An 11,997-nucleotide genomic window follows, 5' to 3' on the forward strand; every position below is an offset into this window, starting at 1 on the left:
GAGACGCGATGAAGAAGCTCGCCCCGCTCCTGCTGGCCGCCCCGCTCGCCGCGATGCTCTCCGGCTGCATCTCGTTCGGCGGCAAGCCGCCCAAGGTGCCGTTCATGACGATCCGCGCCGCCGAGCAGGTCAAGCCCGGCGACGTGCAGACCCCGGCTTCGGGCTCGACGGTCACCGTGCTGTTCCCGGTGGTCCCGCACGAACTCGCGACGACGCGCGTGCCCGTCCATCAGGGCGGCAATGCCGTCGCCTATGTGAAGGATGCGCAGTGGGTGGAGGCGCCGCCGCGTCTGTTTGCCCGGCTGCTCGGCGACACCATCTCGGCGCGCACCGGCCGCCCGGTGCTGAGCTATCGCCAGTCGCAGGTCGATCCGGGGGCTACCCTGTCGGGCGAGCTGCGCAGCTTCGGCGTCGATGCCGATACCAACGAGGCGGTGGTGATCTATGACGCGCTGCTGGTGCAGGGTGACGATGCCACCAAGTTCCAGAAGCGCCGCTTCGAAGCGCGCGCACCGCTAGCCGAAGTGAAGCCCGAGCTGGTCGCCGAGGCGCTCAACAAGGCCGCGAATCAGGTCGCGGTCGAAGTTTCGGACTGGGTGGGCAAGTAACAGCCGCACTCCCTGAACGGATCCCCGGCGCGAGCCGGGGAACGGCCAGCGTATCTCAATCCTATTGCGCCCGCCGCACCGCCGGCAGCGCGTTGCACACGTCCACGCCGCCCATCGGCACGGTGAAGAACGCGCCGTCGCGATTCTCGCGCGCCTTGATCCAGGCGGCGAAGCGCGGGTTATCAGTGCTGCGATACTGGAAATGCGGACGCTCGTCCTCGGGCAGCTGGCTGGCGAGGCGGACCGAGAGGATCGGCGTGGGCGTCTGGTCCTTGGCATAGACACCCAGTTGCGCAGTGCCGCGCGGCAGGCTGGACAGCCATTGCATGCCCTCGATCACCCGGCCGATGATCGCGATGTTGCGGTCGAGCGGGCGCGGGGCGTGACCGATCACGGTGTAGAGCTCGGCGCCACTGCCGGTCGACGGCGCCAGGTCGCGCGCGACGCCGACCATCGAGTAGCAATGGGTCAGCGAGCTCACCGCGCCGTAATTGGCGAGCGGCCAGCCATCGGCGCTGAGGCCGGTCTTGGCCGCATAGCTGTCCGGCTTGGCGAAGGTGACGCTCTTCACCGCGTCGAAGCCCGGCCATTCATATTCCGCCGGCGGGTTCTCGATCACGCCGGGCGGGAGCGCCGTCTTGTCGTCGCCGCCACCCCATTGGGTCACGTAATTGTCCTGCACCCGGTAGACGCTGGTGGCGTCCCACCAATGCGCCTCGGCGAGCTTGCGGATATTGGCGACGTGCGCGGGGGCGTAGCGCGGGGCGAGGCGGATATAGACCTGGTGGCCGCCCTGCAGCGTCATCACCAGTATCTCGTTGTCGGGAACCGCCTTCCAGTCCTCGGGCGCCGGATCGGCCGGCGACGGCGCGGTCTGGGCAGTTGCGGTCGGAATGGCGGCGAGCGCGGCAAGCGCGAGGAAGGGCTTCAGCATGGCGCAAGACTGCTGCTTGCCTCCGCCCCCGTCAATCGTTAGGGCACGCAACTTCCGGGACATGCGGAGCGGTGGCCGAGTGGTCGAAGGCGCTCGCCTGGAAAGTGAGTATACGGCAAAACCGTATCGAGGGTTCGAATCCCTCCCGCTCCGCCATTATTCCAATAATATCAATTACTTAAATTGTACTCACGGGCCGCCAGGACCGGGTTCCTGCCGTGCGCGGCCTCTATCATTTCACAAGGCGATGATGCCGCGCCGCAAGGCGACGGTAACCGCCTGGGTGCGGTCGTTGACATCGAGCTTGGAATAAACGCTGCGCAGATGCGCTTTCACCGTTTCTTCGGACAGGGACAGTTCCCAGGCGATCACCTTGTTCGGCTTGCCGGCCGCCACGTGCTGGAGGATCGCCACCTCGCGAACGCTGAGCGGCTCTTCGGCCGAATGGATGGCGATCTGCTGCGCCAGCGCCGGGGGAACATAGCGGCCGCCGGCATGGACGATGCGGATCGTCTCGAGCAATTCCTTGCGGAGCGAGCTCTTCAGCAGATAGCCGCACGCGCCGGCCTTGAGCGCGCGCACGGCCTGGACGTCGCCGTCATAGGTGGTGAGCACGACGATGCGCGCCGCGGGGGCCTGCGCCCGGATCTCGGCGATCGCCTGCATGCCGCTGCGCACCGGCATCTGGAGGTCCATCAGCGTGACGTCCGGGCGCAGATTCTGGAACGCATCGACAGCCTCGACGCCATTGGTCGCCTCGCCGACCAGGACCATGTCCGGCTCGGGCGCGAGGATGGCGGCGATGCCGTCGCGGAACACCGCATGATCGTCGACCGCCAGCACACGGATGGGATTGCCCGCGGTCACGCGTCCCGCACTCCCCCAAGGATCGCCTGCAGCCAGCCGGCAACACGGCGGCGCCCGGCATAGGCGGCGCGCGCGGGCACGCGCAGCACGACCTCCGTCCCGTCGCCTTTCCTGCCCACGATATCGAGCCTCCCACCGATCCGGCTAGCACGCTCGCGCATGCCGATCAGACCATAATGCCCCGAACGGCTGCCCGCGGCGAGTATCTCTTCGGGAATGCCGGCACCCGTATCGCGGATACTCAGGACGAACTGCCGGTGGCCATATTCCAGTCCGACCGAGATCGATTGCGCCGCCGCATGGTGCAGGGCGTTGCGGAGCGCCTCCTCGACGATGCGCAGCGTCTCGGTGGTCACCAGCGCACGCAGCGGACGCTGCCCACCATTGACCGACAGGCGGATCCGCGGACCGTCCCCCTCGGCCATCGTCTCCACCAGCGCATCGATCTTGTGCCCGAGTTCTCCCGCTTCCGGCACACAGCGCAAGTCACGCACCCGCTCGCGCCCCTCGATCACCACCGCATCGGCGCTGTCCAGCGCGCGGTCGAGCGATTGCCGGGTGACGGGATCGGTGATCCGGTCGGCCACCACCTGGAAGCGCATCATCAGCCCCTGGATGCCCTGGAGCAGCGTGTCGTGCAGCTCCCGGGCGATGCGCTCGCGCTCGGCCATCCGGTCCGCCATGCGCAGCTGGATGCGGTTGGCGACGGCACGCAGGCGCAGCGCGTAAGCGAGCCAGAGCAGGCCGAGCAGAAGGATCGCGCAGAGCAGCTTGAACGGCCAGCCCTGCACGAAGGTCGGCTTGATGACGATGTCGAGCGTCGCGCCCGGATCGCTCCAGTCCTGCCGATTGTCCGAGGCGATGACACGGAAGCGATACGAACCCGGGCCGAGATTGGCGTAGGACGCCAGGCGACGGCTGCCGGCATCGACCCAGTCGGCATCGACACCCTCCAGGCGATAGCGGAACCGCAGCCGCTCGGGATGGGCGTAGGAGAGCGCGGTATAGTCGATATCGAAGGCATGGGTCCCCGGCGAAAGGACCAGCGCGGCCGGATCGCGATGGACGGCGCCAGCACTCGTCAGCGCCTGGATCGTGACGGGCGGGCGGACCGCCCTTCGCAGAAGCTGGGCCGGATCGATGAACGCGACGCCATTATTGTTGAGCTGCCACACCCGGCCGTCAGCCCCGAACGCCATTTGGGGGCCAGCAAAGGCAAGGTTCTGGGAAATCCGGACACCGTCCCGCAGGTCGAGCGCAACACGCTCCAGCGCTGCGCCCGGATTGTCAAAGGCGTGCTCGAGATCCCGGGTGGAGACCCTGGAGATGACGTCGCGACGCATCAGCCATGTGTCGCCCGCCGGCGTCTGCAGCAGATCCCGCAGCTGCGCGGCCCAGGGCACGCGCCGCCAGTCCAGGCGATCGATCCTGTTTCCGCGTATCCGCAACAGGCCGTTGCTTCCGCTCAGGAACAGAGCATCGATACCCGCGGACAAATGGGTGATCACCCCGGGGTCATGCTTGCCAAGCGGCGTGATGCTGACCTTTTCGCCAATCACCTGCACCAGCTCCTTGCCGGTCGTATAGGCCAGGTCCCCGGCCGCGGTGATCACGAGATCCGCGGATTGCGGCTTGGGGAGCTGCCGCCCCGGCACGTGCCAACCGCGCGCATCATGCCATCTGAGTTCATTCCTGACGGTCCCGACCCAGAGGCGGCCGAAGCGATCCTCGGCACAGACGGAAGTCAGACCCTCGTCCATGGGCCGGGGGATCGCGACCTGGCGCCCCTGCTGGAGCCGGACGATCCGCGTCCTGTAGATCAGCCAGAGCCCCTTGCTGCGCGCCGGGCATTGCCCGTCCGGCCAATCGTTCAGAAGCTTGCGCGGCTGGCCGGTCGAAAGCTGGAACACCCCCTGGTCGGAGCTGACATAGACTTCCGAACCGCTCTGGCTCATGGCGAGGCCGTAGGAAAAATTGCCCGTGACGAACGGCTCGCGCACCGCGGTGGCGCGCCGAAACCGGTCGAGCCCCAATTGCGTGGCAACCCATATGTTGCCGTCGCGATCGATGAAGAGATCGGCGATGCTTTCCGAGGTCAGCCCGTCGGCGACCGAGAACAGCCCGGGTTGATCGCTGGCACCGCGCCCGGCTTGCGCCACGCCGGGCGCATAATAGACGCCCTTGCGCAGCGCCAGGCCCCACAGGCCGCCATCGGCGCCGAAGGCCCGCAATATCGGCGGCGCGGTCGCGGCTTGCCGCAGGCCGGGCGGGTGATCGAGCAGTTTGCCGTCCCGCCCGGCCAGCATCACCAGGCGCTTGCCGGGGACCCATAACCGGCCCCATCGATCCGTAAAGCAGCGGGATCCGGTAAGCGGAAAGCCACTGGCCTGAAACCGCGTCGCGCCGGGGCGGAGAAACAGGAGGATCGATCTCCGGGTATCGGAGCGGGTGATCCACATCGTTCCGTCCGCCGTTACGCACGGCTCGCTCAGATAGCCGTCCGCTACCCCGTACCGCGCCTCGGCATTCTCCCAGCGGCCGTTGGCGAACCGGAACAGCCGCTCACTGGCGAAGTTGCGATAGCCGGCCACCGCCCAGATCGCTCCGTCCGGGGTTTGCGCCAGATAGCTGATCGTCGCCGGCGGGCTGGGCATCGGCACATGGCGGAGTTTGCCGCCACGATAGACCGCAACGCCGGCACTCTGGCCATAGCCGACCCATAGTTCCCCCGAGCGAGTCACCAGCAGCGGCCCGGCGGAGGCACGTTCCAGGGGCGAGCCCATCTCCACCGGGATCCGCTCGAAGGTGAGTCCGTCGAAGCGAAACAGGCCCTCGGCGGCGGATATCCATATCCAGCCATCCGGCGTCTGCGCGATCCGGGCCATGCCGGCAGGCGCGCCTTCATAGGTCATCCAGCGATCGTGCCGGAATTGCTCGAGACGGGGTGGAATTTCCTGTCCGGCGGCAGGGACGGCACCAAAGGCCGCAACCGCGAGAAACGCGGCGAGCAATCCCCGGCAAGCGGCAATCAGCATGCGCACCGGCGTTCCCCCCTCGCCTTCGTCATCCAGGCCTGTCGCGGCATGCCGAGCCTGTCGGCACCAAAGGGCGTAGCAGCTTTTCCCCCGTTTGAGGATCAGCCCCGGGAAGCGGCCATTTCGCGCCGTGCCCGGGTCCCTCGCCCCGTTCCGGCTTCCCTCGAAAGTGTGGCTGCGGGCTACCCCGTACGACATCGAAGCGCGGCGCCGGATCCGCCAGACAGCGATCAACACATCGTCGAGCGGGAGCGATCGCCATGCGGCTTACAGGGAAAGTTGCCCTCGTCACCGGCACCGCCAGCGGCATCGGCCAAGCCATATCCGACCTGTTCGTTCGCGAAGGCGCCGTGGTGTTCGCCGCCGATATCGCGCCGCCGGCCCGGCCTTATCTGGACGGGGTCACGCCATTGACGCTCGACGTGACGAGCGAAGCCGACTGGACCCGCGCGGTGGACCGGGTGGTCGAACAGGCGGGCGGGCTGGACATACTGGTCAACAATGCCGGGATCATCGCGTACGAGCCGCTCCACGCACTCGGCCTGGAAGCCTGGCTCAGGATGATCGTGGTCGACCAGACCGGCGTGTTCCTGGGCATGCGCGAAGCGGTGCGGGTGATGCGGCTGCAACAGGCGGGCGCCATCGTGAACGTCGCATCGATCTGGGGCAGTGCGGCGGTTGCCGGCGCACACAGCTATCACGCCGCCAAGGGCGCGGTGCTCCAGATGACCAGGAACGCAGCGATCACCTATGTCGGCGACGGCATTCGCGTGAACGCGGTGCTGCCGGGCTTCATCCGCACGCCGCTCACCGATGCACAGGACGCAGCGCTCAACGAGGCGGTGATCGACGCGACGCCGATGCGGCGCGGCGGCCAGCCGAGCGAGGTCGCCTATGGCTGCCTGTACCTGGCCAGCGACGAGGCCAGCTACGTCACCGGCACCGAGCTCGCGATCGACGGCGGATATCTGGCGCAATGAACGCCAGGCAGGAACGGCGCGCCCCCGGACAACCCTTCCCCCATGGCGGAGCGCCGTTCCACGCGATTTCACCTGAAGCGGCCGGCGCAGGACCGGCGATGACATCGAACGAAGGAGACAGACGATGACCGACGAGATGGGACGCTCCGGAATCGATCGGCGCGAGCTGCTGCAGACGGGTGGCGGCGCCGCGATGGCGGGCTTGCTGGCAACCGGCGGGATCGTGCCCGCCAGCGCCGAAGAAGCGGGCGCCAGTGCGCTCGGGATGCGGCTGCAGGGCGTCCAGCATTTCGGGTTGACGGTCCAGAACATGGAACGCGCCTTCACCTTCTACACCGATGTTCTCGGTGGCACCGAAGTGATGCGCGACGGCGATTTCCAGGGCGAGCGCATCCACAACACGCTGCTGACCGACCAGGAGATCGAGGCCCGGGTGCGCGGCGTCAATCCGCGGACGATGGGCGTGCCCGATCTCAAAGGCGGTTCCCAGCGGCTCGACGTGCGCTTCATCCAGTTCGACAATGTCGTGCTCGAACTGCTGCAATATCGCGACGCCGACCAGCCGCTGGGCGGACCGCGCAGCTTTGCCGAGCCGCTCGACCATATGAGCCCGGCCTTTCCGCGGATGATGCACATCTGCTTCCACATCCGCGACGATGTCGACTTCAACCAGTTCATCCATGACCTGGAAGCGGAATCGACCCGACGCGGCATGGCTCAGGTCCGCGCCAATCGCGTGCTGACCGTCACCACCGAGGCCCAGCGCCAGGCAGCGCCGCTGCAGGCCAATTCCAATCCGATCACCGAAGGCAAGTCGAACGGCTGGCGGCTGATCTACTGCAAGGGGCCGGAGGGCGAGCAGCTCGAGTTCGTCCAGGCGCTCGGCCCGGTCAAGCAGGTCTTCGACAACGCCCGCGCCGCGCGGCAGCGCCTGGTGGCGCGCCCCTAATCCTCCATCGCGAAGGATCAGCCCATGTTCGGTTCGCTACTCGGGCGCCGCCCCGCCACCGCGCAGGACACGCCCTACATCACCGGCGTCAACACCCCGATGCGCGAGGAGCTGACGATCGAGGACCTCCAGGTCTTCGGCACAATTCCGCTGGCTCTCCGCGGGCGTTACCTGCGCATGGGCCCCAATCCGATGCACCCCAATCCGGGCAAGCATCACTGGTTCGCCGGCGACGGCATGATCCATGGCATCCGCATCGAGGATGGCCGGGCGCTCTGGTACCGCAATCGCTGGATCCGCTCCAACGCGGTGAGCGACGCGCTCGGCGAGGAACGGACACCGGGTCCGCGCCATCTGTTCGACACGGTCAACACCAATGTGATCGGCTATGGCGGCGAGACCTTCGGGCTGATCGAGGCGGGCAGCACGCCAGTGGTGATCGGAAAGACGCTGGAGACCGAGCGCTACACCGATTTCGCCGGCACGCTGCACGGCGGGCTCAGCGCGCATCCGCATGTCGACCCGCTGACCGGCGAGATGCTCGCGGTCAGCTACGACGCGGCGAAATGGAGCGCGATCCGCTACCTGGCGATCGGCCCCGAGGGCGAGGTACGGCGCGAAGTGAAGGTGCCCGTGCGCCACGGCCCGATGATCCACGACTTCGCCTTTACCGGCCGGTTCGCGATCCTGTTCGACCTGCCCGTCACTTTCTCGCTCACCGCGGCGATCGCGGGTTATCAATTCCCCTATCGCTGGAATGCCGGACACAAGCCGCGCATCGGTCTGCTGCCGCGCGACGGCGATGCCGGCGACGTGATCTGGTGCCCGGTCGATCCCTGCTTCGTCTTCCACGCCGTCAACGCGCATGACTCGGCCGACGGCAACGTGGTCCTCGACCTCGTCGTCCATGACCGGATGTTCTGGCGGCGAACCTCGGGGCCCGATTCCGAGCATTGCAGCCTGGAGCGCTGGACGCTCGATCCGGTTGCGCGAGCGGTCCGGCGCACCACGCTCGATCCGGCACCGCAGGAGTTCCCACGCTGCGACGAGCGACGGCTCGGCCAGACCTATCGCTATGCCTATACCATGGCGATGGTCGATCCGTTCCTCGGCACCGGCCTGTTCAAGCACGACCTCGCCACCGGCACGCGCCAGGCGCACGACTTCGGTCCGGACCGTCACCCCTGCGAATTCATCTTCGTACCGGCGCACGCCGATGCCGGAGAGGATGAAGGCTGGCTGATGGGCTTCGTGATCGACGCGGCCGCCGGGACCACCGACCTGGCGATCCTCGATGCCCGGGATTTCGAGGCACCGCCCCTCGCCCGCATCCGCGTGCCGCACATCGTCCCGCCCGGCTTCCACGGCAATTGGATCGCCGGCTGACCCCGTTCTTCCAGAGGAGATGCAAGATGCGCCTTTCCACACGCTTCGTGCTCGCCATGCTGATCGGTACGGCAGCGCCTGCCGCACCGGCGCTGGCACAGGATCACGCCGGCATTCGCTATGCCGAAATCCCCGCCGCCGCCTATGCCGTGGTCGCCGAGATCCAGGCCAGGCCCGGCAAGGAGGACGCGCTGCGCCAGGCGACGTTGCCGCTCGTCGCCAAGGTCCGCGCCGAACCCAACAACCTACTCTATTTCCTCCAGGAGGATCGCGAGCGGCCCGGCCATTTCATCTTCTACGAGATCTTCGCCACGCAGGCGGATTTCGAAGCGCACAACCGCACGCCGCACGTCCAGGCCTGGTTCGCGCGCCTGCCAGAGCTCGCCGACGGCCCGGTCAAGGCCATGCGGATGCAGATCCTCAACAACCGCCCCTGACCCCCCCGAAATAGGAGATACCCAGATGAACAAGGCCATTGCCGCGCTCGCGTCCGCGAGCCTCGCCACCAGCGCCGCACCCGCCCTTGCCGGCGATGATGCCGGACACCCGACCATCGTCCTCATCCACGGCGCCTTCGTCGACGGGTCGGGCTGGGCGGGCGTGTACAATATCCTGCGCAAGGACGGCTATGAGGTGGTCGTTCTGCAGAACCCGACCACCTCGCTCGAGGACGATGTCGCGGCCACCCGGCGCGCGCTCGCGACGATCAAGGGCAAGGTGGTGCTGGTCGGCCATAGCTATGGCGGGGTGATCATCACCGAAGCCGGATCGGATCCCAAGGTCACCGCGCTCGTCTATGTCGCCGCCTTCGCGCCGGACCAGGGAGAGTCGGTTTCCTCGATCGTCGCCAGCGCCCCGCCGGGCGCACCCCCGCTGCCGATCATCCCGAGTCCCGACGGCACGCTGACGCTCGACAAGGCGCAATTCCCCGCGCTCTTCGCCGGCGATGTGGCGCCGGAGACGGCACGGTTCATGGCGGACTCGCAGCAGCCCTGGGGTGCGAAGGCGCTGGAGGGCAAGATCACCGTGCCGGCCTGGAAGAGCAGGCCGAGCTGGTTCGTCGTGCCGAAGGACGATCACATCATCCCGCCCGCCGGCCAGCGCGGCATGGCGCAGCGCGCCCGGGCGACGCTCCGTGAAGTCTCCGGCAGCCATGCGGTCTTCGTGTCGAAGCCCGAGGCAGTCGCCGCGGTGATCGAGGAAGCGGCGCAGGGCGGCGCGGCCAAGCGAGGGCAATGAAGCCATGGCACTCCATGACATCATCGGCAGCAGGCTCGGCTTCGGCGCGGCGCCGCTCGGCAACATGTTCCGTGACATCCCCGAAGACGAGGCGCTGGCCACCGTCGAGGCGGCGTGGAACGACGGCATACGCTATTACGACAACGCCCCCTTCTACGGCGCCGGCCTGGCCGAGCTCCGCATGGGCGCGGCGCTGCAGGGCAAGCCGCGCGATCACTATGTGATCAGCACCAAGGTCGGGCGCGTCGTGCTCGAAGCGCTGGAAGACGGCCCGCGCGACAATGGCGAGAAAGGCGCCGTCTTCGCGCATGGCCGCCCGAACAAGGTGATCAACGACTATTCGGCCGACGCCACGCTCCGCTCGATCGAGGACAGCCTGAAGCGCCTGCGGACCGACCGCATCGACATCGTCTGGGTGCACGACATCGCCCAGGACTTTTACGGCGACGATTGGCTGGCGATGTTCGAGACCGCGCGGACCGGTGCGTTCAGGGTGCTCGACCGGCTGCGCGACGAGGGCGTGATCAGGGCCTGGGGCCTGGGCGTCAATCGCGTCGAGCCGATCGAGCTGCTGCTCGATCTCGACGCCCCCCGCCCCGACGGCTCGCTGCTCGCCGGCCGCTACACGTTGCTCGACCATGGCCGCGCGCTGCAGCGCCTGATGCCCAGGGTGGCGGAGCGCGGGCTCGGCATCGTTGTCGGCGGGCCGTACAGCTCCGGCGCGCTCGTCGGCGGCCCGAATTTCGAATATGCCCCGGCCACGCCCGCCATCCTCGACAAGGTGGCGCGGATCAAGGCGCTCGCCGACCGGTACGGCATCAGCGTGAAGGCGGCCGGGCTGCAGTTCGCGCTCGCCAATCCCGCCGTCGCCGCGGTGATCCCGGGCGCCAGTCGCCCCGGCCGGATCGCCGAGGACCGCGCCGCGCTCGAGGAAAGCATCCCCGCCGATTTCTGGCGCGATCTGCGCGCGGCCGGGCTGGTCGACCCCGCTGCACCGCTGCCTATCCCGGCCTGAAATCCACCCATCGGAGTCGATCGATGCCCTTGCTGACGCTTGCCCTCGCGCTATCGGCGCCTTCCGCCAGCTTCGATGCCCAGGCGCGCGCCGCCTGCGCTGCCCCCGCCGGCACCCGCCCGCAGCTGCAGGGGATCGAGGTCGAGGCGATCGCCGCGCGCGGCGGCGACCTCCCCTATCTGCGCATCACCGATCGCGAGAGCGGCGGCCGCATGAACGCCTATTACGATCCCGCCGCGCAACCGGCTGCCTGGGCGCGGGCGGCTTGCCTGGGTGCGCAGATCCGGTTGCTCCATGCCGAGACCGGCAGGGTCTGGCGCAATGCCCACTGGTCCTCCGTGGTCTTCACCCCGAGCGCCGACTATATCCCGCCCCGCGATACCTCCGAGAAGCGCTGGGCGATCGCCACCGCGCCGGACGGCACGCTTACCCCCGCCGGGCAGAAGATGGCGGTCGTGGTCATGCCGCATGAGCAGGTCCATGCCTTTCAGCAGCGCGCCGGCGCGGACACGCCGCGCTGGTTCCATGAGGGGCACGCCGTATGGATCAGCCGCAAGGTCGTCGCGGTCCTGGCGCCCGCCGAAGCCCGCGCGGACGCGCTCGAGGGCGCCCGCGCGCTCCAGGTTTCGACCGAGCCGGTAGCGCTTGCCCGCTGGGGCGGCATGCAGGTGAAGCCCGAGGCGATCCTGCGCCAGGTGAGCGCCGAGGAGCGGGAGAAGATCAAGGCGGACCCGCATTATGCGCCCGCCGGCCCGTTCAACTTCAAGCCGGACGACATGGTCAGCGACGAAAGCAACACCGCCGCACGCTATGAAGCGGCATGGCGTGTCTTCGCCAGCCTGGAGGCGGCCCATGGCACGTCGCGGGTCGGGGCCTGGGTGCGCGACCTCACGGCGACGGCGGGACCGGTGGCACCCAAGCGGATACTGGAGACCGGGCGGCTGGCGTTCCAGCAGGACCTCGCCTCCCGTCTCCAATAGCAGC

General features: G+C 68.1%; 11 protein-coding genes and 1 tRNA gene. 9 read left to right on the top strand and 3 right to left on the bottom strand.

Translation table 11 applies throughout. The features are described 5' to 3' along the window. The first annotated feature begins 8 nt into the window (after positions 1-8). Positions 9-608 carry an ABC-type transport auxiliary lipoprotein family protein gene (locus O3305_RS14460; RefSeq protein WP_184163816.1) on the top strand — a complete coding sequence of 200 codons (600 nt, stop codon included), beginning with the start codon at positions 9-11 and terminating at the stop codon, positions 606-608. Positions 609-669: 61 nt separating this feature from the next. Here the strand turns inward: O3305_RS14460 and O3305_RS14465 are convergent, their stop codons facing one another. Further along, the gene (locus tag O3305_RS14465; RefSeq protein WP_269573169.1) at positions 670-1,542 is read right to left on the bottom strand and encodes a peptidylprolyl isomerase; all 873 of its coding nucleotides are present in this window, start codon (positions 1,540-1,542) and stop codon (positions 670-672) included. Between the two features lie 65 nt (positions 1,543-1,607). On the opposite strand from O3305_RS14465, the gene O3305_RS14470 reads away from it, so the two are divergent. Next, positions 1,608-1,698, top strand: a tRNA-Ser gene (locus O3305_RS14470). Between the two features lie 81 nt (positions 1,699-1,779). Here the strand turns inward: O3305_RS14470 and O3305_RS14475 are convergent. After that, positions 1,780-2,409 (bottom strand): response regulator, encoded by a 630-nt coding sequence (locus tag O3305_RS14475; RefSeq protein WP_269573170.1) that lies wholly within the window; start codon positions 2,407-2,409, stop codon positions 1,780-1,782. Further along, complete coding sequence (locus O3305_RS14480) at positions 2,406-5,444, bottom strand: sensor histidine kinase (protein ID WP_269573171.1); 3,039 nt, start codon at positions 5,442-5,444, stop codon at positions 2,406-2,408. The genes O3305_RS14475 and O3305_RS14480 overlap by 4 nt, the downstream gene beginning before the upstream one ends. Positions 5,445-5,704: 260 nt before the next feature. Between O3305_RS14480 and O3305_RS14485 the strand changes: the two genes are divergently transcribed. From O3305_RS14485 to O3305_RS14515, 7 genes are all read left to right on the top strand, one after another. Continuing rightward, complete coding sequence (locus tag O3305_RS14485; protein ID WP_269573172.1) at positions 5,705-6,424, top strand: SDR family NAD(P)-dependent oxidoreductase; 720 nt, start codon at positions 5,705-5,707, stop codon at positions 6,422-6,424. 124 nt (positions 6,425-6,548) lie between these two features. After that, positions 6,549-7,373 carry a VOC family protein gene (locus tag O3305_RS14490; protein ID WP_269573173.1) on the top strand — a complete coding sequence of 275 codons (825 nt, stop codon included), beginning with the start codon at positions 6,549-6,551 and terminating at the stop codon, positions 7,371-7,373. 24 nt (positions 7,374-7,397) lie between these two features. Continuing rightward, positions 7,398-8,759 carry an 8'-apo-carotenoid 13,14-cleaving dioxygenase gene (locus O3305_RS14495; RefSeq protein ID WP_269573174.1) on the top strand — a complete coding sequence of 454 codons (1,362 nt, stop codon included), beginning with the start codon at positions 7,398-7,400 and terminating at the stop codon, positions 8,757-8,759. Between the two features lie 26 nt (positions 8,760-8,785). After that, a complete protein-coding gene (locus O3305_RS14500; RefSeq protein ID WP_269573175.1) occupies positions 8,786-9,196 on the top strand; it encodes a putative quinol monooxygenase in 411 nt (136 codons plus the stop codon). Positions 9,197-9,221: 25 nt separating this feature from the next. Next, on the top strand, positions 9,222-9,998 hold the full coding sequence (locus O3305_RS14505) for an alpha/beta fold hydrolase (protein ID WP_269573176.1): 777 nt from the start codon (positions 9,222-9,224) through the stop codon (positions 9,996-9,998). Between the two features lie 4 nt (positions 9,999-10,002). Continuing rightward, positions 10,003-11,013, top strand: a complete 1,011-nt coding sequence (locus tag O3305_RS14510; RefSeq protein ID WP_269573177.1) for an aldo/keto reductase — start codon at positions 10,003-10,005, stop codon at positions 11,011-11,013. Positions 11,014-11,036: 23 nt separating this feature from the next. Then, the gene (locus O3305_RS14515; protein ID WP_269573178.1) at positions 11,037-11,993 is read left to right on the top strand and encodes a hypothetical protein; all 957 of its coding nucleotides are present in this window, start codon (positions 11,037-11,039) and stop codon (positions 11,991-11,993) included. Positions 11,994-11,997 lie beyond the last annotated feature (4 nt).

Origin of the sequence: Sphingomonas sp. NIBR02145, from assembly GCF_027359115.1 — a bacterium.
GTDB lineage: Bacteria > Pseudomonadota > Alphaproteobacteria > Sphingomonadales > Sphingomonadaceae > Sphingomonas > Sphingomonas kyeonggiensis_A.

Bases quoted from the DNA above. Each gene is read 5' to 3' on its own strand.
- O3305_RS14485 (WP_269573172.1), top strand. From the start codon at position 5,705: ATGCGGCTTACAGGGAAAGTTGCCCTCGTCACCGGCACCGCCAGCGGC.
- O3305_RS14500 (WP_269573175.1), top strand. From the start codon at position 8,786: ATGCGCCTTTCCACACGCTTCGTGCTCGCCATGCTGATCGGTACGGCA.
- O3305_RS14465 (WP_269573169.1), bottom strand. From the start codon at position 1,542: ATGCTGAAGCCCTTCCTCGCGCTTGCCGCGCTCGCCGCCATTCCGACC.
- O3305_RS14515 (WP_269573178.1), top strand. From the start codon at position 11,037: ATGCCCTTGCTGACGCTTGCCCTCGCGCTATCGGCGCCTTCCGCCAGC.
- O3305_RS14510 (WP_269573177.1), top strand. From the start codon at position 10,003: ATGGCACTCCATGACATCATCGGCAGCAGGCTCGGCTTCGGCGCGGCG.
- O3305_RS14460 (WP_184163816.1), top strand. From the start codon at position 9: ATGAAGAAGCTCGCCCCGCTCCTGCTGGCCGCCCCGCTCGCCGCGATG.
- O3305_RS14505 (WP_269573176.1), top strand. From the start codon at position 9,222: ATGAACAAGGCCATTGCCGCGCTCGCGTCCGCGAGCCTCGCCACCAGC.
- O3305_RS14495 (WP_269573174.1), top strand. From the start codon at position 7,398: ATGTTCGGTTCGCTACTCGGGCGCCGCCCCGCCACCGCGCAGGACACG.
- O3305_RS14490 (WP_269573173.1), top strand. From the start codon at position 6,549: ATGACCGACGAGATGGGACGCTCCGGAATCGATCGGCGCGAGCTGCTG.
- O3305_RS14480 (WP_269573171.1), bottom strand. From the start codon at position 5,444: ATGCTGATTGCCGCTTGCCGGGGATTGCTCGCCGCGTTTCTCGCGGTT.